At 65.8% G+C, this 20,384-nt stretch carries 18 protein-coding genes and 1 pseudogene; 7 read left to right on the top strand and 12 right to left on the bottom strand.

Annotation, left to right across the window (positions count from 1 at the left end; all coding sequences use genetic code 11):
• Window positions 1-88: 88 nt before the first annotated feature.
• Window positions 89-463, bottom strand: coding sequence for a PilZ domain-containing protein (locus NFX52_RS01610; RefSeq protein ID WP_055397452.1), 375 nt, complete (start codon window positions 461-463; stop codon window positions 89-91).
• A gap of 224 nt (window positions 464-687) precedes the next feature.
• On the opposite strand from NFX52_RS01610, the gene NFX52_RS01605 reads away from it, so the two are divergent.
• From NFX52_RS01605 to NFX52_RS01590, 4 genes are all read left to right on the top strand, one after another.
• Window positions 688-3,552 carry an EAL domain-containing protein gene (locus tag NFX52_RS01605; protein WP_238385570.1) on the top strand — a complete coding sequence of 955 codons (2,865 nt, stop codon included), beginning with the start codon at window positions 688-690 and terminating at the stop codon, window positions 3,550-3,552.
• 247 nt (window positions 3,553-3,799) lie between these two features.
• The gene (locus NFX52_RS01600; RefSeq protein WP_055397448.1) at window positions 3,800-4,291 is read left to right on the top strand and encodes a hypothetical protein; all 492 of its coding nucleotides are present in this window, start codon (window positions 3,800-3,802) and stop codon (window positions 4,289-4,291) included.
• Window positions 4,292-4,423: 132 nt separating this feature from the next.
• Window positions 4,424-5,200 carry a 2OG-Fe dioxygenase family protein gene (locus tag NFX52_RS01595; protein WP_055397446.1) on the top strand — a complete coding sequence of 259 codons (777 nt, stop codon included), beginning with the start codon at window positions 4,424-4,426 and terminating at the stop codon, window positions 5,198-5,200.
• A gap of 137 nt (window positions 5,201-5,337) precedes the next feature.
• Window positions 5,338-5,775 (top strand): universal stress protein, encoded by a 438-nt coding sequence (locus tag NFX52_RS01590; protein ID WP_055397444.1) that lies wholly within the window; start codon window positions 5,338-5,340, stop codon window positions 5,773-5,775.
• A 190-nt stretch (window positions 5,776-5,965) separates the two neighbouring features.
• Here NFX52_RS01590 and NFX52_RS01585 read toward each other — a convergent pair whose 3' ends face one another.
• The 4 genes from NFX52_RS01585 to NFX52_RS01570 form a co-directional block, all read right to left on the bottom strand.
• Window positions 5,966-6,949 (bottom strand): tripartite tricarboxylate transporter substrate binding protein, encoded by a 984-nt coding sequence (locus NFX52_RS01585; RefSeq protein WP_055397442.1) that lies wholly within the window; start codon window positions 6,947-6,949, stop codon window positions 5,966-5,968.
• 176 nt (window positions 6,950-7,125) lie between these two features.
• Complete coding sequence (bktB, locus tag NFX52_RS01580; RefSeq protein WP_055397440.1) at window positions 7,126-8,310, bottom strand: beta-ketothiolase BktB; 1,185 nt, start codon at window positions 8,308-8,310, stop codon at window positions 7,126-7,128.
• Window positions 8,311-8,403: 93 nt separating this feature from the next.
• Window positions 8,404-9,165, bottom strand: a complete 762-nt coding sequence (locus NFX52_RS01575; RefSeq protein WP_055397439.1) for an SDR family NAD(P)-dependent oxidoreductase — start codon at window positions 9,163-9,165, stop codon at window positions 8,404-8,406.
• A gap of 39 nt (window positions 9,166-9,204) precedes the next feature.
• On the bottom strand, window positions 9,205-9,720 hold the full coding sequence (locus tag NFX52_RS01570; protein WP_055397437.1) for a MarR family winged helix-turn-helix transcriptional regulator: 516 nt from the start codon (window positions 9,718-9,720) through the stop codon (window positions 9,205-9,207).
• 87 nt (window positions 9,721-9,807) lie between these two features.
• Between NFX52_RS01570 and NFX52_RS01565 the strand changes: the two genes are divergently transcribed.
• On the top strand, window positions 9,808-10,692 hold the full coding sequence (locus tag NFX52_RS01565; RefSeq protein WP_207401872.1) for an EamA family transporter: 885 nt from the start codon (window positions 9,808-9,810) through the stop codon (window positions 10,690-10,692).
• Between the two features lie 118 nt (window positions 10,693-10,810).
• On the opposite strand, the gene NFX52_RS01560 is transcribed toward NFX52_RS01565, so the two are convergent.
• The 5 genes from NFX52_RS01560 to NFX52_RS01540 form a co-directional block, all read right to left on the bottom strand.
• Window positions 10,811-12,472: a methyl-accepting chemotaxis protein gene (locus tag NFX52_RS01560; protein WP_055397433.1), complete on the bottom strand. Its 1,662-nt coding sequence runs from the start codon at window positions 12,470-12,472 to the stop codon at window positions 10,811-10,813.
• Between the two features lie 86 nt (window positions 12,473-12,558).
• Window positions 12,559-13,632, bottom strand: a complete 1,074-nt coding sequence (locus tag NFX52_RS01555; RefSeq protein ID WP_055397431.1) for a sulfotransferase family protein — start codon at window positions 13,630-13,632, stop codon at window positions 12,559-12,561.
• Window positions 13,629-14,654: a hypothetical protein gene (locus tag NFX52_RS01550; protein ID WP_238385569.1), complete on the bottom strand. Its 1,026-nt coding sequence runs from the start codon at window positions 14,652-14,654 to the stop codon at window positions 13,629-13,631. Before NFX52_RS01550 ends, NFX52_RS01555 begins: the two co-directional genes overlap by 4 nt.
• 28 nt (window positions 14,655-14,682) lie before the next feature.
• Complete coding sequence (gene cysC / locus NFX52_RS01545; protein WP_055397584.1) at window positions 14,683-15,363, bottom strand: adenylyl-sulfate kinase; 681 nt, start codon at window positions 15,361-15,363, stop codon at window positions 14,683-14,685.
• A 57-nt stretch (window positions 15,364-15,420) separates the two neighbouring features.
• Window positions 15,421-15,975, bottom strand: a complete 555-nt coding sequence (locus NFX52_RS01540; RefSeq protein ID WP_055397429.1) for an acyl-homoserine-lactone synthase — start codon at window positions 15,973-15,975, stop codon at window positions 15,421-15,423.
• Window positions 15,976-16,131: 156 nt separating this feature from the next.
• On the opposite strand from NFX52_RS01540, the gene NFX52_RS01535 reads away from it, so the two are divergent.
• Window positions 16,132-16,908, top strand: a complete 777-nt coding sequence (locus NFX52_RS01535) for an autoinducer binding domain-containing protein (protein WP_488656603.1) — start codon at window positions 16,132-16,134, stop codon at window positions 16,906-16,908.
• A 58-nt stretch (window positions 16,909-16,966) separates the two neighbouring features.
• Window positions 16,967-17,410 (top strand): DUF4902 domain-containing protein, encoded by a 444-nt coding sequence (locus NFX52_RS01530; RefSeq protein ID WP_055397425.1) that lies wholly within the window; start codon window positions 16,967-16,969, stop codon window positions 17,408-17,410.
• Between the two features lie 65 nt (window positions 17,411-17,475).
• Here the strand turns inward: NFX52_RS01530 and NFX52_RS01525 are convergent, their stop codons facing one another.
• Together NFX52_RS01525 and NFX52_RS01520 are read right to left on the bottom strand one after the other, a co-directional pair.
• Window positions 17,476-18,162, bottom strand: a complete 687-nt coding sequence (locus tag NFX52_RS01525) for an RluA family pseudouridine synthase (protein ID WP_055397423.1) — start codon at window positions 18,160-18,162, stop codon at window positions 17,476-17,478.
• Window positions 18,149-20,375, bottom strand: a pseudogene (locus NFX52_RS01520) (PAS domain-containing hybrid sensor histidine kinase/response regulator). The gene NFX52_RS01525 and the pseudogene NFX52_RS01520 overlap by 14 nt, the downstream one beginning before the upstream one ends.
• Window positions 20,376-20,384: the final 9 nt, after the last annotated feature.

Genomic DNA, 20,384 nt, shown 5'->3' with positions numbered 1-20,384 from the left:
TAGCAGTTGCAGTGGCCCATGGGCGTGTGGCCAGGCCGGGAATCGGAATCAGGGGCTGCCATCGGTAGCCCTTTTTCCATGCGCCGGGTCAGTGGGATGGCGTAGCCAGCGTCAGCTCGCCCAGGTCGCGCTCCAGCAAGGCGGGGTCGCCCAATTGCAGTTCGATCAGGCGGCGCAGGTGGGTCACGCTGTCCAGATCGATGCCGCGGCACAGCAGGCCGGTGTGCAGGCCTTCGGTATGCGCGACTTCGGTGGACATGGCGATGTGGTTGCCGGTTTCGGCCAGGGGAATGGTCAGCTGGCAGAGCATGCCCGGCTCCAGGTCGGCCTGCGCGGGCACCATGATCAACGCGCCTTTGAGGGACAGGTCCAGCACATGCACGCTGAATGCGTCGGTGGATGTGGTCAGCAGGGCCGGTGCGTCAAAGCCGACGCGGACAAAGTGGCGGCGTTCGTGGGGCATCGCTGTCTCCTGGGCGAAGCGGGGGTGGGCACATGCTACTCCAAGCCCGGCGGTGGCAGATTGCATTTGGATGTTTTTGCAAGCTTTCGTTACCATGGGTCTTATTTCCCTGATTTCGATAGGGCCAAGCTGTGAGTCCATGCGTGTACCGGTTCGGGAGCCATTGCGTCGGCTGGCTGCGATGGGCAGTGCTGTTGGCGTTGCTGTGGGCATGTGGCGTTGCGATGGCGGCTCCGCGCGAGCTGCGCGTGGGGGTGTATTCCAACGAACCGAAGGTGTTTGTGAACGCGGAGGGCAAGCCCTCAGGCATCTTTGTGGACCTGCTGCAGCTGGTGGCCACCCGAGAGCAGTGGACACTGCGCTATGTGCCCTGCGATTGGCAGGACTGTCTGGATGCGCTGGCAGCCGGGCAGATTGACCTGATGCCCGACGTCGCCCGCACCAGCGAGCGCGAGCGGCTGTTCGACTTTCATGCCTCGCCTGTGCTGCACAGCTGGTCGCAGGTCTACCGCGCGCGGGGCAGTTCCATCCAGTCGATGTTCGACCTGGCGGGCAAGCGTGTGGCGGTGCTCAAGGGCTCGGTGCAGCGCGCAACCTTCCAGAGCATGATGGACAGTTTTGGCATCGCGGTGCTGCTGATCGACGCGTCCACACTGACCGAGGCTTTCGAATTTGTACAGAACGGCGATGCGGATGCAGTGATTGCCAACCACCTGTTCGGCAACTTTCATGCGGCCCAGTATGGGCTGGCGGATTCGGGCATCGTGTTCCAGCCCGCCACCTTGTACTTTGCCACCGGCCTCGGACGCAACGCCGATGTGCTGGATGCCATTGATCGATCAGTGCAGGACTGGCGCAGCGGTGCCGACACGCAATACACCCAGGTTCTGCGCCGCTGGGGCGGGCAAGAGCAGGGCGCGCGCATTCCCCCCTGGGCGTGGTGGGGTGTGGCGGGGCTGGCGTTGTTCGGGCTGCTGGCCGCGCTCTCGGCCGTGGTGCTGCAGCGCAAGGTGCAGGAGCGCACACGCCACCTTCAGGTCAGCGAGCAGAAGCTGGCTGCCATCCTCGACAGCGTGGGCGCCTTCATCTACATCAAGGGGCGGGACTATCGCTACCAGTATGCGAACCACCATATCCTGGAGCTGTTCGGGCGGCCCGCGAGCGAGGTGGTGGGGCAGGACGACACGGCTTTTTTTGACCAAGCCACTGCCGTACAGATCCAGGAGAACGACCGGCGCGTGCTGGAGCACGGCGAGCGGCTGGAGGTGGAAGAGGTCAATACCCACCTGGCCGATGGCGTGACCCGTGCCTACCTGTCGGTCAAGATTCCCCTTCGCCTGCCCGACGGCAGCATCCACGCGCTGTGCGGCATCTCCACCGACATCACAGAGCGCCGCCGGGCCGAGGAGTCGTTGCGGATCGCGGCGTCCGTGTTCGAGTCCTTCGAGGGCATGGTGGTTACGGGGCCGGACCAGCGCATCCTGAAGGCCAACCAGTCGTATGCACGCCTCACGGGGTATACGGTGGAGGAGCTGGTGGGCCAGACCCCCGCATTGCTGCAGTCTGGCCGCCACGATGCGCAGTTTTACGAAGGCCTACACAGTGCGCTGCGCAGCACCGGTGCCTGGCAGGGCGAAGTGTGGAACCGGCGCAAGAACGGCGAGGTGTACCCCGCGTGGATCACGGTGACGGCTGTGCGTTCTGCACAAGGAGAGGTTACGCACTATGTGGGCACGCTGACCGACATCTCGCACCGCAAGGCGGCCGAGGAGGAGATCCGTCTGCTCGCGTTCTACGACCCGCTCACCGGTCTGCCCAACCGCCGCCTCATGAACGACCGTCTGCAGCACAGCCTGGCCACCTCGGCGCGCTCCGGTGCGGGCGGGGCACTGCTGTTTGTGGACCTGGACAACTTCAAGGATCTGAACGATACGCAGGGCCACGAGTTTGGCGATCAGCTCTTGCGCCAGGTGGCGGCCCGCCTGGGCGGCTGTGTGCGCAGCGGCGACACCGTGGCGCGGCTGGGGGGCGACGAGTTTGTGCTGCTGATCGAGGGGCTGAGCCCACAGGCCCACGAAGCCGCCGCCCAGGCAGAAACCGTGGGGCGCGCGGTGCTGCTCGCATTGGCGCAAGGCTACCCGCTGGGTGGGCACACGTACCACAGCTCGTGCAGCATCGGCGTGGCGCTGTATGCCGATGCGCAGGGCTCAGTGGACGAACTGCTCAAGCGGGGCGACATGGCCATGTACCAGGCCAAGGGTGCCGGGCGCAACACGATGCGGTTCTTTGATCCGCGCACACAGGCCGCCGTCACGGCGCGCACGGCCCTGGAGTCCGGGATGCGCGAGGCTCTGCGCGACGGCCAGTTCCTGCTGCACTACCAGGCCCAGATCAGCCAAGCCCGCGGCATGGTTGGGGCCGAGGCGCTGGTGCGCTGGCAGCACCCGCAGCGGGGGCTGGTGTCGCCTGCCGAGTTCATTCCGGTGGCCGAGGCCTCGGGCCTCATCGTGCCGCTGGGGGCGTGGATATTGCGCACTGCCTGCCTGCAGCTGGTGGAGTGGGCCCAAGACCCCGCAACCGCGCACTGGACTCTGGCCGTGAACGTGAGTGCGCGCCAGTTCCGCCACCCGCACTTTGTGGACGAGGTGCTGGGGGTGCTTGAAGAGACGGGCGCCAATCCGCAGCGCTTGAAGCTGGAGCTGACCGAGACCCTGCTGCTTGACGACGTGGAGGACACGATCGAGCGCATGACCACGCTGCGGGCGCTGGGCCTGGGGTTTTCGCTCGACGACTTCGGCACCGGGTATTCGTCCCTGAGCTACCTCAAGCGCCTGCCGCTGGACCAGCTCAAGATCGACCAGAGTTTTGTGCGCGACCTGCTCACCGATGCCAACGACGCCAGCATTGCTCGCACCATCGTCACCCTGGCTCAAAGTCTGGACCTGGGCGTGATTGCCGAAGGCGTGGAAACCTGCGAGCAGCGCGACATGCTGGCCAGCCTGGGCTGCCACATGTGGCAGGGCTACCTGTTTGGGCGGCCCGGACCTGCCAGCGCACTGCGGGAGGCGCCGGCAGGGGCGGTGGTGTAGGGCCATCTGTTGTTGGAGGGTGCTTCTGTTTTGATAGCTGCTAGCGCTTGATAGGTAAGCTCTAGAAGCAAATTTTGCTTGTGAAATTGACCGCTGCGAGGCCGGCAAGGGGTTCTGTCGCCATTTCCTTACATCCTGTGCACCCTGCGCGGTGTAGGGTGTGGCAGGCCTTTTTACAAACCAGGGCCAGCCTACCGCAGCCGCCCAACGGGTGGCGGCTCCGGGTGGCAAAAACAAGGAGTCCCCCATGAAAAACACAACCATGACCACGATGCTCTCACTCCGTCTTCTCCTGTCTGGCGCGATGGCCGCGCTGCTGCTGGCCGCCGCTGGCGGCGCCCACGCGCAGGCCTATGTCAACGCCACCGTGGGCGGCGAACTGGCGCCCGGCGTGTACGGCCGCATCAACATCGGCAACGCGCCACCGCCGCCGCTCATCTACGCCGAGCCGGTCATCATCCACCGCCCGGCGGTGGTGGTGCCACGGGCACCCATCTACCTGTATGTGCCGCCCGGCCATGCCAAGAACTGGGGCAAACACTGTGGCCGCTACAACGCCTGCAACCAGCCGGTGTATTTTGTGCAGGAGCCACCACCACGCCGTGGCCCTCCACCCCGTGCCCACGGCCGCGATGACCGCCGCTGGGACGATGACCACCGCCACGGTGGCAAGCACGACCGTGACCATGATCGGGGGCGCGGCCATGGCAACGGCAAGGGCCACGGCAACCGCGATTGATGGCTAACGGCTAACGACTGAGGGGGAAGGCCGATCGCAGCACTGCGGGGTGCCAAGCAGGTGCAGGCCCTGCCCACCTTGCTTGCGCCACCGCAGAAGACCTGCGGTGCCAGCGGTTAAGCTCGGGCTTCTATGGCCCAAGTCACTTTTTCTCCTCCGTTCACGGCTCCCTCCGATGTGGCGAGCCAGCTGCGCCAGGCGGGTTACGCCGTTTTGTCGCCTGCCTACGTGGCCCGCTGGGTGGGCTGCGATCTTTCGTCGCTGATGGCCCTGAATGGCGACTGGGCGGCTTTGCCGCCCGATGATTTTCTGAAGGACGGTGGCCGCTACCGGCGCCGTCGCCATGCGTGTTTTGTGGTGCAGGGCGGGCAACTGCAGCAGGCACCACACCGGGCGCACTGGCAACCTGTGGAATACAACGCGCTGCATGGCGGCATGGAGCGCTGGTTTGCGCCCATGGAGCCTGCCACCGTGGCCCAGCCGGTGTGGCAGCAGCTGCTGGCTGCGCTGGCCGGGGTGTCCGATGCCGTGTTTGCTCCGTCCGATGCGCCCGTGCCCTGGTTCATCGAGGCGCACCAGTTCCGCATCGACACCACCGACGGCATTGGCCGACCCACGCCCGAGGGGGCGCACCGCGATGGCGTGGACCTGGTGGCCGTCTTCCTGGTGGGGCGCGAGGGCGTCAAGGGCGGCGAGACGCGCGTGTTCGAGGCCGCAGGCCCGAGCGGCCAGCGCTTTACGCTGACCGAGCCGTGGTCTTTGCTGCTGCTGGACGATGCCCGCATGATCCACGAGTCCACCCCGATTCAACCGTTGGCCGAAGGCGGGTACCGTGACACCCTGGTGGTCACCTGCCGCCGAGGCAACTTTCAGGGGGCGGACGTGGTGGGGCAGACCCCGGCAGCCTGAACACAAGCGCCTGCAGCAGCGCATGTGTGCAGCCGATTTGATGCGAATCAAGATGCGGGGTATGGTGGCGGTTCACACTCTGGTTCAAGAAGTCGGGCCACAAGCTTGACTCACCCATCAACCCAAGGAGAAGCACCATGTTCAAGCACATTCTGGTTCCAGTCGATGGTTCCAACACCTCGATGCTGGCCGTGTCCAAGGCGGCCGGGCTGGCCAAGACCTTTGGCAGCGCCGTGACGGCGGTCTATGTGGTAGACCCCTATCCCTTCACCGGCGTAGGGGCCGATTTTGCGTATGGCCAGGCGCAGTACATCAATGCTGCTACCTCTGAAGCCAACGCGGCCCTGGAAGCCACGCGCAAAGCCATGGCCGAAGCCGGTGTGGCTGTGACCACCGTGGTGGGCGAGGGCCATGCCGTGCACGACGGCATCCTGCGCGCGCTGGAGAGCACAGGCGCCGATCTCATCGTGATGGGTTCCCACGGTCGGCGCGGCCTTGAAAAGCTGGTGCTGGGCAGCGTCACGCAGCGCGTGCTGGGTGTGGTGCACATCCCCGTGCTGGTGGTACGCGACTGAGGGCGTTGCTCCATAAAAAAACGGCTCCTTACGGGGCCGTTTTTCATGGCAGTTCTCGATAACGCTGCGCATCCGCATCCCACAGCTCGCGGAACAGGCACGCCCCCCGCCAGTGCACCCGTGGATCTGGCTCCGCCAGGCCACCGGGTGCGTCCACCTTCAGGGGGAAGGCGCGAAGCGCCTCAGGGGGTCACTCAATCTTTGCGCCGGAGGCTTCCACGATGCCCTTCCACTTGGCGTAGTCGGTCTTGAGCAGGGTGCCAAACTGTGCGGGCGACATGGCTTCGGGCTCGGCGCCCTGGGCCTGGATGGCGGCCTTCATGTCGGGCGTGGCCAGCAGCTTGTTGATTTCAGCGTTCACGGTGGTCACCACGGCGGCGGGTGTACCGGCTGGGGCAAACACGCCGTACCAGGTGCTCACATCAAAGTCCTTGAAGCCCGACTCGGCCACGGTGGGCACTTCGGGCAGCGACGAGCTGCGCTTGGCCGACGTGACGGCCAGCGGACGCAGCTTGCCTGCCTTGATCTGGCCCATGGCCGAGGGCAGGGACGAGACCAGCAGGTCCACGTTGCCCGCCAGCGCATCCATCAACGCGGGGTTCGATCCTTTGTACGGGATGTGGCTCAGCTTGACGCCTGCGGCCTTCTCGAACAGGTCACCCGCCAGGTGGATGGACGTGCCGTTGCCGGGCGAGCCATAGGTGATGGTGCCGGGCGAGGCCTTGGCGGCGGCCACCACGTCGGCCAGGGTTTTGTACTTGGAGTTGACGCTGGTGGCGATGACCACGGGCGTGTAGGCCACGTGGGCGATGGCGGTCAGGTCCTTGGTGGGGTCCCAGGGCAGGTTTTTGTACAGCCAGGGGCCGATCACGAGGTTGTCCTTTTGGCCCATCACCAGGTCATAGCCCGTGGGCGCGGCCTTGACAGCTTCGCCAATGCCGATGGTGCCGCCCGCGCCGGCCTTGTTGTCGGCCACCACCGTCCACTTGGCGCTTTCGGTGAGCTTGGTGGCCACCAGGCGCGAGAGGATGTCGGTGCCGCCGCCGGGCGGGAAGGGCACGATCAGGCGGATGGGCTTGGTGGGGTAGGCCGCAGCCGGTGCGGGTGCCTGGGCGTGCGCGGTGGTGCCCACGGCAAAAGCGATCGCGGTGAAGGAAAGCAGGGTGCGAATCATGGTGTGGTTTGTCTCCGTCGGTTCATGGAATGTGCAGGCGGTGGCTGGGCACACGCCACCTGGCTGATCTGGGTCAGCGGGCGCCAATGATCGCTGATGACCGGAGGCGCCCGCCTTGCCAATGGCGGGTGGCAGCATCGCGGGTGGCGATGGCAGTGTTCCCACCCGCAGGGAGGTCAGATGCGTTCAAAAATCGCTGCAATGCCCTGGCCGCCGCCAATGCACATCGTCACCAGCGCATAGCGGCCCTGGATGCGTTGCAGCTCGTGGATGGCCTTCACGGTGATGAGTGCGCCGGTCGCGCCAATGGGGTGGCCCAGCGAAATACCCGAGCCATTGGGGTTGACCTTGGCAGGGTCCAGGCCCAGGTCCTTGGTCACGGCGCAGGCCTGGGCGGCAAAGGCTTCGTTGGCTTCGATCACGTCCAGGTCGTTGACGGTGAGGCCCGCCTTTTTCAGTGCCAGCTGCGTGGCTGGCACGGGGCCGATGCCCATGTACTTGGGGTCTACACCTGCGTGGGCGTAGGCCACCAGGCGTGCCAGGGGCTTGGCGCCACGGGCCTTGGCGGCACCGGCTTCCATCAGCACCACGGCGGCGGCAGCGTCGTTGATGCCCGAGGCGTTGCCGGCCGTCACCGTGCCGTTTTCCTTGATGAACACGGGCTTGAGCTTGGCCAGGTCGTCCATCGTGGCGCCGGGGCGGAAGTGCTCGTCGGTGGCGTACAACACGTCGCCCTTCTTGCTCTTGAGCGTGACGGGGACGATCTGGTCTTTGAACACGCCGTTTTGCGTGGCGCGTTCGGCGCGGTTGTGGCTTTCCACCGCCAGCTTGTCCTGGTCTTCACGCGTGATGCCCCATTTGGCGGCAATGTTCTCGGCCGTCACACCCATGTGGATGTTGTGGAAGGGGTCGTGCAGAGCGCCGATCATCATGTCCACCATCTTGGTGTCGCCCATGCGGGCGCCCCAGCGCATGTTCAGGCTGGCAAAGGGCACGCGGCTCATGTTTTCAGCTCCGGCGCCAATCGCCACGTCGGTGTCGCCCAGCAGGATGGACTGGCTGGCGTTGACGATGGCCTGCAGGCCTGAGCCGCACAGGCGGTTGACGTTGAAAGCAGGCGTGCCTTCGCCGCAGCCACCGTTGATGGCGGCCACGCGCGAGAGGTACATGTCCTTGGGCTCGGTGTTGACCACATGGCCAAACACCACGTGGCCCACGTCCTTGCCTTCCACGTTGGCACGTGCAAGCGATTCGCGCACCACGAGTGCGCCCAGTTCGGTAGGAGGCACGTCCTTGAGGCTGCCACCAAAGGTGCCAATGGCGGTGCGCACTGCGCTGACGACGACGACTTCACGGGTCATGGGGAGGTCCTTTCAGATGAATTTGAGGCTAAATTGGCCGCTAGCGCTTATCCAGAAAGCGCGAGCAGCTATAAAAACAGGAGTTTCGGGGCTTTAGGCATCTCTGACATCGGCCACCGGGTTGGTGCCAAAGTCTGCGCGTTCCAGCCAGGCGAGCACGCGGATAGCGGCGTCGGTGGGCGATGTGAGTTGGCCACCCGTCTTGAGGTTGGCGAAATTCTGGCGGTCCGGGAATGCGGCCGGGTCGGCGCCGCGCAGCTGGACCTGCATGTCGGTGTCGATCACACCAGGCGCCAGCGAGCATACCTTGGCACCGTGGGGCTTGAGGGCCTCGTCCAGCGCCACGCAGCGCGTGAAGTGGTCCATGCCGGCCTTGGCCGCGCAGTAGGCGGCCTGCGAGGCCATGGCCCGGCGGCCCAGGCCCGAGGAGATGTTGAGCACCTTGCGGGGCACCGTCCAGCTGTCCGTTGCACCCAGGAAGGCGGCGGTCAGTTGCATGGGCGCCTCCAGCCCCACACGCAGGGCGGTGGCCAGGTCGTCCACATTGCTGTGTGACAGCGGTGCAATCTGCGGAATCATGCCCGCGTTGTTGATCAGCGTGGCGCTGGCAAATGCCTGCGGGCCTTGCGCCTGCAGCCAAGCCTGCAGCTTGTGGGCGGCCTGTTCGCCCTGCGACAGGTCTTGCTGCCACTGTTCGATGGTGACGCCTGCCGCTTTCGCTTCGATGGCCAGGTCGGCGTTGGTGCTGCGCGCGATGCAGACCAGGGTGTTGCCGCTTTTCAAAAGCTGCTGGGCCATGGCCAGGCCCATGCCGCGCGATGCGCCGGTGAGGATGGTGAGGTGGTTTTGGGGCATCCCGCCATGTTACTGCGCAGTACCCATGGCCGGGGGTAATTACTGCCCTGTGGGCGACTCCAGCGCCGTCAGCAGCAGTGCCAGCCGGGCGTCAAGTGCCGCGAGGTCGGCGGCCTTCAGTGGCGCCAGGATGCGGTGCTCGTTGGCCACATGGGCTTCCACGGCGCGGTCGATCAGTGCCAACCCCTCGGGCGTGAGCTGCACCAGCGAGCTGCGCGCGTCGTCGGGGTTCGGCCGGCGGGTGATCCAGCCCTGGGCTTCGAGCTTGCCCATGCGGTGCGTCATGGTGCCCGAGGTGACCATGAGCGTGGAAAACAGCGTGGTCGGTGCTAGGCAGTGTGGAGCGCCGCTGCGGCGCAGCGTGGCCAGCACATCGAACTCCCAATAGCTCAGGCCGAATTCGGCAAAGGTCTCGTCGAGCCTGCGCTGCAACAGCGCGGCGCAGCGTTTGATGCGGCCGATGGGGCCCATGGGGCTCACGTCCAGGTCGGGGCGCTCCCGGTGCCACTGGGCCAGGATGGCGTCCACGGCGTCGGGTTGGCGTTGAGTGGCCATGGTGTTGGTGATGAAATTATCTTGAATTCAAGATTGTAGGGTACGGGCGTGGTAGGATTATTTATCTTGAATTGAAGATAAATTGCCATGCAAAACCATCGCACCTCTCCCTGGCTGGATGCGCTCACCACGGCCGTGGGCCCGGTCATTTGGGGCTCCACCTACATCGTCACCACCGAGCTGTTGCCACCTGACCGGCCTTTCACTGCAGCGCTGCTGCGTACCCTGCCCGCGGGGCTGCTGCTGGTGCTGTGGTGCCGCCGCAGTCCGGCGTGGGGCGATTGGGTGGGCTGGTGGCGCTTGCTGGTGCTGTCGGCGCTCAACATTGGCGTTTTCCAGGCGCTGCTGTTTGTGGCGGCCTATCGGCTGCCGGGGGGCGTGGCGGCTGTGGTGGGCGCCATAGGTCCGCTGGTGGTGATGGGGCTGGTCTGGGCGCTGGACCATCGGCGCCCGCCAGGTCTGGCGTTGGCAGCGGGTGCCTTGGGCGTGCTGGGCATGGCGGCGCTGCTGCTGACGCCCGGGGCACGGTGGGACATGGTGGGTGTGGCTGCGGCGCTGGTGGGCACGGTGTGCATGGCAGCGGGCACGTTCTGGTCGCGGCGCTGGCGGTCGGACCTGCCGGTGCTGGCATTCACGGGCTGGCAGCTGCTGGCGGGCGGCATCATGCTGGCGCCCGTGGCCTGGGTGGTAGACCCGCCGCTGCCCGCGCTCTCGGCCACGCAGGTAGGCGGCTATGTCTATCTGAGTCTGGCGGGTGCCCTGTTGGCCTACGCGCTGTGGTTTCGTGGTATTGCGCGGTTGCCGTCGGTGGCGGTGTCGTCGCTAGGGCTGCTGAGCCCGGTCACGGCCGTGCTGCTGGGCTGGGTGTTGCTGGGGCAGGCCATGACAGGGGTGGCGCTGGGGGGCATGCTGGTGGTGCTGGCCAGCATTTTGGCGGTGCAGTGGGCGATGTCGAGGCCGGTGCAAGGGTAGGTTCGTTGGTCGCGCCTGGATGCGGTCTTGTTTGCTATATTAGTTATAGCTAACAATGAGAACCATCAAGCGCCAGGGCCTCAAAAGGCCCTAAACCATCGCCTTGCCTTGCGGCGCCTCAGGCTGCAGCGATGGCGCGGGGCGCGCCGACACGCGCAACCGGTGCCAGGGCTGGGTGGGCCGTGTGGGCCGATGGTGTGGGCGCCCGGCTGGCAGCAGGCAGCGGGGGGCTGCTGCCTGCTGCATCCAACTGGAACACCGAGACCAGCTGGACGAGATCCAGGGCCTGGCTCTTCATGCTGCTGGCGGCGGCGGCCATTTCTTCGACCAGGGCTGCGTTCTGTTGTGTGGCCTGGTCCATCTGCATCACGGCTTCACCCACCTGGCCCACGCCGTCGCTCTGCTCGGCGCTGGCGGCACTGATCTCGCTCATGATGTCCGTCACACGCCGGATCGACTGGACGACATCCGTCATCGTCTGCCCGGCCTTGTCGACCAGGGCCGTGCCCTGGTCCACGCGGCTGACGCTGGCCGAGATGAGTTCCTTGATCTCCTTGGCAGCTTCGGCCGACCGGCCCGCCAGCCCCCGCACTTCGGTGGCCACCACGGCAAAGCCCCGGCCCTGCTCGCCCGCACGCGCGGCTTCCACGGCGGCGTTCAGTGCCAGGATGTTGGTCTGAAAGGCGATGCCGTCGATCACGCTGATGATGTCGGCAATTTTCTTGGAGCTGTCGTTGATGCCCTTCATGGTCTCCACCACCTGGGCCACCACTTCGCCACCCTGCACGGCCACGTCGTTGGCATTGCGGGCGAGCTTGTTGGCTTGCTGGGCGCTGTCGGAGTTCTGCTTCACGGTCGAGCCCAGCTCCTCCATGGAAGCAGCGGTTTGCTGCAGCGCGCTGGCCTGGCGTTCGGTGCGGGCCGAGAGGTCGTGGTTGCCCTGCGAGATTTCTGCACTGGCGGTGGAGACGCTTTCGGCGCTTTGCCGCACGTTGGCCACGATGTCGGCCAGCTTGGCACGCATGTGTGCCAGCTCGGTGAGCAACTGGCCCGGCTCGTCCTTGGCCCCCAGGGGGATGGGAGTGGCCAGGTCACCCGCCGCGATGGCCGTGGTGGCCTGGACGGCCTGCCGCACGGGGGCGGTGATGGAGCGGGTGGTCCACCACGCCAGGAACAACCCCACCAGGATGGCCAGCACGGTGCTGCCGCTCACCCAGGCGGTGCTGGCCTCGGCCTTGCGCGTGGTGTCCTTCAGGGTGCTGGCCACGCCTTCGTCCAGCGTGTGGGTCAGCTCTTGCAGCACGGCCGCGTAGCTCTGAAAGACGGGCGCCAGCACGGTATCGGCCTGCGCGGCCACGTCCTGTCCCGCCTCCTTGGCTTTGACGAGTTCGGTGCGCTTGACGCGGTAGGCATCGCGCGCGGCAATAGCCTGGTCGTAAAGCTGCATTTCCTTGCCGGGCAACAGGTAGCTGTGCACCTCCTGCATGCGCTTGCTTTGCACCTCGACCACGGCAGACATGTCTTTCTTGAGCTTGCCGGCGTACTGGGCGTCGTTGGCTTTGAGGAAGGCCTCGGTGCGCAACCAGTTCATCTGGATGTCGGTCTGCCACTGGTGCACGATGCCCTGGCGCTTGAGTTCCGAGGTGGCAATGTGCTCGTTGCTGTGCTGCAGGGCGGTCACGCTCATGACGCCGAGTACAGCGATGACCATGGTGATCAGTAGCAGCAGCCCGAATGCCACTCCAAGTCGAATGCCCAGTTTCAGGTCTTTGATGCGCATGGCGGTTCCTTGAGGGTGCAGTGGCGATGGTGTGTGAAGGGGGCTGGGGTCGGGTGCCTGTGGACCAGGTTGGTTTGCCGCGCTGGTCAGGACAAGGCCGCTGCCCCGGTTTCCAGGGAGCTGGTGCTTTGCAGGCGCTGGCGCACGCGCTCCAGGTAGTCGGCCCGCACGCGGCGGGCCGCATAGTCGCGCGGCGCACTGCGCAGCAACTGCTCCCAGGCCTCGACGCGCCGTTTTTCTGACTGCTGGTGGCACTGCGCCAGCACCACGGGCGTGGGGGGCAGGGCCTGGGCCTCGGTCATGCATTCGTAGCCGTAGTAGTGCATGGTTTCCCACGCCAGGCTTTCGATGGTCTCGATCTCATGGGGCTGTAGCTGGGTCTTGAACTTGTCCTTGTTGGCTGGCAGTGGGGCAAAGCAGTTGGACTCCCACAGGGCGGACATGCGGGACAGGTCTTGCGCCTCTTGCGATGCTGCGATGTCCAGCATCTGCGGCAGGAACTCGATGCCGATGAACTGGCAGATGCGCCGCAGCGTGTGTTCCTGGTCGCCCAGGAAGTCTTCGTAGCGGATGGTGAGCACGCGGTCCGGGTAGCGCAATGCCAGTGCGCGGCCTGTGGCGTGGGCCTTGACCCAGGCCAGGGCGTTGAGTGTGGTGTCGAAGTCGTGAATGATCGCCCGGTTCATCGAAGCCACCTGCGCCCGGGGGTCGCGGACCACGTTCAGAAAACGCATTTCCGGAAACAGGGCCATCAGGTCGTGCGCGTAGTGGACGCTGTCGAGCGACTTGTCCATGGCCACGCTGGCTCCGTGCTGCTCCGCGCTGCGCAGCAGCAGCTCCCACACAATGCGGTGCACGCTGCGGGGTTCGTTCTTCAGCGCGGTGAAGATCTCCTCGGCGTCGAAATGCACCCCCGGCCACTTCACCATGCTGGATTGCTGCAGTCCCACCACGTCCTTGACCATCTGCCGGTACGCGCTGTCATCGCGCAGGTCGCCATACAGCGGCACCAGGGGCATGAAGTCCACGATGTGCAGGGGGTAGGGGGAGTGGAACTGTGGGCTGGCGTTCAGGCGCAGGCGCAGTGCATGGCTGCCGCAGCGCCGCAGCGGAATCATCAACAGCGGAAGCGGGCGTGTAGTGCGGGTTGGCTGGTTCATGGTGTGTCTGACTCCAGGTGCGCGAAGAACTCGTTGATGAAGCGATCCATATCCTGGTCGGGCAGCCGGTCGATGCCGCCCGCGCCATGGCGACCGCCACCCGCCGGGTAGCGGCTGCAGAAAATGTCGGCACGGCTGGCGCTGGCGCTGCCGATGCGCAGGTTGACCAGAAAGTCGCCGTCCGAACGGGGCGTGAGCACGGCGACCGAGCGCCCGTTGTTGCGCGCCACCAGCTGGTTGGCCAGGGTGCCGCACAGACGCCGGGCCCATGCGCGGTCGGGCAGCACGTACACGGTGGCCCGGTCGTTGGCGGTGTAGGGGGCCAGGTCCTGCACGGCCTGCTGGTCGCTGGCATGGCCTTCTTGCAGGCGGCGGAATTCGTAGGCCTTGGCCATGAAGTCGAGCGGGCTTTCAAAGCGATGGAGTGACCGGTACAGCTGCACGGGGCAAAAGTGCAGGTCTTCGCGGCTTTCGCCATAGGCGTTGTAATTGAGCAGGTAGCCCAGCTGCGCCAGCGCACCGCGTGTGGCCGCCGTGCAGCCATGCTCGCGCGCCATGCGGTCGGCCACGGCGTCCAGGTTGTCACCGTAGGCCGCCACGATGGCCCACTGGCGCAAAACGCCGCCCAGGTGGCGGTCTACCAGGATGCTGGTGCAGACGTCCAGGCCGGTGTCAATGTGGGCGGTGAGCTGCGGGTGGCGAAAAAGGGTTTTTGCGCTGTGGTGGTCGAAATAAGTCACGTTGCCGCCGCCATTGAGCACCCGGCACACGCCCTGCGCATTGCGGTCCCACGAGATGTCGAGCGCCGTCACCTGCAGTGGCCGCCCGGAGGGCAGCTGGTCGAACAGGGCAATGTCCCGCTTCACCCCGCTGATGAGAAAGCTGTCGCGGGGCTCTACCAGGCGCAGCTGGTGCAGCGCACACAGCCCGTCGGCATCACCGTTGAAGAGGTCATAGGCGTGCACCCCATGGGCCGTGGGGGCTGGCGCCGGGGCGGAGACTGGGGCGTGGTCGGTAGACATGGAAAGAAACGTGCAAAAAAAGACAGCCCTAGCGGATGTACCCGCGCTGGCGCAGGAGCGCGAGCACCTGGGCGCAGGCATCGGGCAGGCTCAGGTGGGCGGTGTCGATGCTGAAATCAGGCGATTCGGGTGCCTCGTAGGGGGCGGAAACCCCTGTGAACTGTGGGATGTGCCCCGCTCGCGCCAAGGTGTACAGGCCCTTGGGATCGCGGCCCTCGCACACGTTGAGCGGGGTGCTCACATGCACCTCCAGAAAGCGGTGTTCTCCGATGAGCGCACGGGCCATGGCACGGTCGCTGCGCTGGGGGGAGATGAGTGCGGTGAACACCATCAGCCCGGCGTCGTTCATGAGGGCGGCGACTTCGGCCACGCGCCGAATGTTTTCCGAGCGCTCGGCGGCGCTGAAACCGAGGTCGCGGTTGAGCCGGTGCCGCAGGTTGTCCCCGTCCAGCACAAAACTCGCAAACCCGAGCCCATGCAGTTCTTCCTCCAGCGCATAGGCCAGGGTGGACTTGCCCGCACCGCTCAGGCCGGTGAGCCAGAGGGTGACGGGGCGCTGCTGCAGCAGGTCCTCGCGCAGGGGACCGGTCACCCGTCCGGCATGCGGGATCACCACCCGCAGGCCGTGGGGCGTCAGGCCTGGAGAGGCAGCCGCAGCCGCAGGGGTCGGGCCCTGGGCCGGGTGCTGGAGCGAAGAAGGCTGCGGCATGGTCATGTCAGACAAAGGCTGTGGGCGGCGAGCGTGTCAGCAGGCGGTTTCGTGTTGTCACTTGCACCGAATGGAGCAGGCAAAAAGCGGATGGCCCTGGACCACGGTGGGCGGGCCCAGGCGATGCGATTCAAAACCCGTGCGGCGCAGCAGGCGCTCCACCCCCAGTGGCGAGACAGTGACCATGCGCTGGGCTCCGTGTGCCATGGCGCACCGGCTGGCCGCCTGCAGCAGGCCGGTGGTGATGGGCGAGGAGAACTGGTCGAGTGCAGAGCCCGTGGGGCCTGAAAAATCCATGGATGCAAAGCGGGACAGCTCCCACACCTCCGGCGCGTCGGGGGCCGGTGCACCGTTGAGCAGTTGCGGAAACACCTCGGCCAGCAGGTAGGGGCGGGTGGTGGGCAGAAGCCGGGCGGTGCCAATGACCTCGCCGTCTTCGTTCTGGGCGATGACGTAGACGGTGTCGTCCCGGTCGAACTGGTCCAGCTCCAGGGCATCGCGGCAGTGCAGCTGCCAGCCCAGTTTTTCCACAAAAACGCGGTGCCGGTACCGGGCCATGCGGGTCATCAGTGGTGGACGCAGTTCCGCAGAGCAGCCAGAGGTGATGCGCATCGGAGATTCCCTCATGAGTTTTCCCCATTAGAAAATCACCCGAAAATATTTGTAACTACCAACTCTGGTAGGTGTTGCCTGACCCCGTCCCTCTCAAAATCAACTCGCCAAAGGGCTTCAATGCCGCCAGAATGTGGAAAAACGTAACGGCGGTTGATGGTGCGTAATTCGCATGCGGATGGTCAGTCTCTGTGGGGTGGTGCTCGGTGTTGGAGTCCTATGACAAGCTGGCAAGAAGATCTTTTGGGGGTGATGGACCGCGCGCAGTCTGAGCAAGAGGTTTTTTGCAAAATCGAGCTTGCTGCGCACGCTTTGGGGTTTGAGTACTGCGCCTATGGCCTGCGGGTACCCATGCCCCTGTCCAACCCAAAGACCATTTTCTTGAACAACTACCCGCCGGCCTGGCAGGAGCGGTATGTGCAGCAGGGCTATGTGCAGGTGGACCCCACGGTGCAGCATGGGTGCCGCAAGCAGACCCCGCTGGTCTGGTCAGACGACGTGTTTGCATCGGCCCAGGATTTCTGGGAGGACGCGCGATCGTTTGGCCTGCGCTTTGGATGGGCGCAATCGTGCATTGACGGGGGCGGGGTGCGCGGCATGCTGACGCTGGCGCGTTCGTCCGATGCCCTGACACCCGACGAGATTGCCCACAGCGAGATGAAGATGCGCTGGCTGGCGCACATTGCGCACCTGATCCTGTCGCGCATCTTTACGACACGCCAGGCCGAAGAGATGCAGCCGCATCTGACGGCCAGAGAAATCGAGGTGCTCAAATGGACCGCCGACGGCAAGACCTCTGCCGACATCTCCTCGCTGCTGGATGTGTCGGAAAACACCGTGAACTTCCACGTCAAGAATGCCGTGACCAAACTGCAAACCACCAACAAGACGGCTGCCACCGTGCGTGCCGCCATGCTGGGGTTGCTGGGCTGATGCAGCGGCCCGGGGGCGCTGTAGGCCCTTGCGCACAGCCAGACCGCACCAAGCTGGGATGGGCCGCAACCTGGGCGGCCTGTGGGGAGCGGGCGTGAACGCCATGCAGGTGTCGCCGGATGGCCTGCTGCGCCTGTCGATTGACGAGTTGCTGTCCCTGCCCATCCACCATCTGATGTCGGCGGTAGACCTGGACCTGGTGGTGCCGCGCACCGCCGTGTGCGGCTGCGAAACCACCATCAGCGGCTATACCGAATGGGTGAGCGCGTCCTGCCCCGTGGTTTCCATTGGCTGGGACTGGCACATCAGTCTCTGGACAGCGCAACGGCCCTTTGCCTGGGCACGGCTGGGCCAGCCCCGCAGCAACGTGATGCTGGTGTATTCCACGGGCAACGACACCGGGTGGCATAAGAACCTGGAACTGCTGTCCACGGTGGTGGACGCTTTGCCCTGGCAGGAGCAATTGAGCCATTCGGTGACGGCCCTGCTGCCCAGTCATTGAGTATGGTTTGCTATTAAATATATAGCTATAAATGACACCCTTCAAGCGCTGGGTGGCAAATAACTTCAAAAATCAGCTGCGAACTTCCACCGCATGGCCTGCCCGGTGGTGGGGTGGGCCAAGGCCAGTTCCCCGGCATGCAGCAGCAGGCGTGGCGCCTGGGCCTGGGTGGCGGCATTGGCGTACAGCGCGTCTCCCAGGATCGGGTGGCCCAGGGCGGCCAGATGCACGCGCAGTTGGTGCGTGCGGCCAGTGACGGGTTCGAGCTCGACCCGCGTGGTTCCTGCCGCCGTGTTGTGGTCCAGGGGGCGCCAGCGGGTGTGGCTGGGCTTGCCGTGCTCTGCATCAATCACGCGCAGGGGGCGTCGCTCCCAGTCGGCAGCGATGGGCAGATGGATGTCTGCCCAGGAGCCGGGCGGTTCTGCCACCAGGCCTTGCACGATTGCGACGTAGCGCTTGTGAATCTGCCGCTGTTCGAACGCCAGGCTCAGGCGCCGTTGTGCCTCGGCATGCCGGGCCATGAGCACCAGGCCTGAGGTGGCCTGGTCCAGCCGGTGCACGATGAGTGCGCCGGGCCAGTGCTGCTGAGCGCGGGCACTCAGGCAGTCTTGCTTGTCGGGGCCGCGCCCTGGTACGCACAGCAGGCCTGAGGGCTTGCAGAGCACGAGCAGGTCGGCATCCTCATACAGTGCCACCGGGGCGGGTAGGCCAGCAGTGTCCGCAGCCAGCGCGCTGGTTTCAGCCTGCGGCATGGCTGTCGCCGCCCACCAGGCGCTGCACGGTGGCGCAAAGCTCTTCCACGTCGTTGGGCTTGTGGATCAATGCCTGTGCGCCTTCGGCCAGCGCAGCCTGTTCAATTTCGGCCGTGACGTAGCCCGAGGCCAGGGCCACGGGCAGGTCGGGGCGGATCAGGCGGGCTTCGCGCACGAGGTCCACTCCACAGAAGCCGGGCATGTTGTAGTCGGTGACCAGCAGGTCAAAGGCCTGCGGGGCAGCGCGCAGCGCGGCCGTGGCCTCGTGCGGGTCGGTGTAGCCGCTGACCTCATAGCCTCGGCGGCGCAGCAGGCGCTGAACCAGAAACACCAGGGCCTGGTCATCGTCCACGTACATCACGTGGTGCTTCTTGCGCGGTGCGCTGCCGGGGGTATCGGTGGCGGGAGGCGTCGAGGGTGCGGAGGATGCTGGTGCGGCCTGCACCGCTTGAGTGGGCTGCGCATCCAGGGTGCTTTGCGCCGCGCTGTGGGCGACCGGAAAGTACAACGTGAACCGGCTGCCCTGGCCGAGGGCACTGTGCACGTCCACGCCGCCTTCATGTGTGCGCATCACGCCGTGCACCACCGCCAGGCCGAGGCCCGTGCCCTGGCCCACGGGCTTGGTGGTGAAGAAGGGCTCGAAGATGCGTTCCAGCGTGGCAGCGTCCATGCCGGGGCCACTGTCGCGCACGGTCAGGGCGACATAGTCCACGGGGGCCAGGCCCAGCCGCTCGCTCAGGCGCTGGTCGGGCTGCACGGCAGCGGCTTCCACATGGATGCTGCCGCGCTCGGTGCCTTGGCTCTGGATGGCGTGGACCGCATTGGTGCACAGGTTGAGCAGGGCCTGCTCGACCTGCGTGGCATCGGCCAGCACGGGGGGCAGGCCTGCTTGCAACTGCATGTGCAGCTCGATGGCGGGGGGCAGGGTGACGCGCAGCAGGCGTTCGGTGTCGTGCACCACTTCGGCCAACGACACTGCGGAGCGCTGCGGTGGCTCGTTGCGGCTGAAAGTGAGGATCTGGCGCACCAGGTCGCGCGCACGCCGACCGGCCTTGTCGATCTCCATCAGGCTTTCCAGCACGGGCGAACCTGCTGCACAGTCGGCCTTGGCCAGTTCGACATTGCCCAGGATCGCGCCCAGGATGTTGTTGAAGTCGTGAGCAATGCCGCCCGCCATGGTGCCCACGGCCTGCATCTTGTGTGACTCGCGCAGCTGCGCTTCCAGCTCGCTGCGGTGCGCCTCGGCCTTCTTGCGCCCGGTCAGGTCGCGGGCGAACACGGTGGTGGTTTCGCCCTCGGCATGGCGCTCGAACGACACGCTCACTTCCACGGCCAGTTCCTTGCCGCTGGCGGTCAACGCCGTCATCTCGCCCAGCAGGGCCTGGGTGGTGAGCTGGGCAAACGCCAGTGCCTGCGCCGCATCGGGCAAAAAGCGGTCCAGCGTACTGCCCAGCGCGTCGCTGGCGCTGCACTGGAACAGCGCTGCCGCCGTAGGGTTGAACACGGTGATGCGCTGGTGCTGGTCCACGCAGATGATGGCGTCCAGCGCGGAGTTGATGATGGCCTCCAGCCGCTTCTCACTGGCGCGGATCTGTTCGTTGCGCTGCTGCAGGGTGATGGCGCTGTGCTGTAGCGCCTGGCGCTCGGCCAGCAGTGGGCCTTGGTCGATCACTGCACACAGAAACTGCGACAGGGGGGGGACCACTGCTTTGCGGGGCCTCAATGTGCGCGATGTGCAGGTCGCCCGTGATGGGCGTATCTGCATTGATGGAAAAAACGACCTCCTTGACCTCGCTGCGGCCCAGGTCCTGCGCCAGCGCGAAGGCCTCGCGCACGCGCCGGGCGTCCTGCGGGCGCACAAAGGGCATCAGTGCCGTGAGCGGGCGGTCGCGTTCGGTGGGCTGGAACGAGCGGTGCGCCATCGAGTTGGCCTGCACCACCATGTCGTGTTCGTCCACCACCATGAGGGCCAGCGGCACACTGGCAAACAGGGTCTCGAAGCGTTCGTAGGCGCTTTCCGCCACGGTCTGGCTGTAGCGCAGGACCTTGTTCTGGCTCTCCAGCTCTGCCTGGTAGGCGCGCAGCTCAGCCACCAGGCCCTCGGCTCCTGTGCTGGGGGGCGTGGCACGCGGGGTGGGAGTCCCGGGCGCGTGACCTGTGGGAGCGGGCTGCCGCCCCGCAGGGTCCAGAAACGACAGGTCGGGTTCACTCATGGGAGGGGC

Source organism: Acidovorax facilis, from assembly GCF_023913775.1.
Taxonomy (GTDB): Bacteria; Pseudomonadota; Gammaproteobacteria; order Burkholderiales; family Burkholderiaceae_C; genus Acidovorax; species Acidovorax facilis.
The sequence above is the reverse complement of the archived record's forward strand: the minus strand, read 5'-3'. Positions and strand labels throughout refer to the sequence as shown.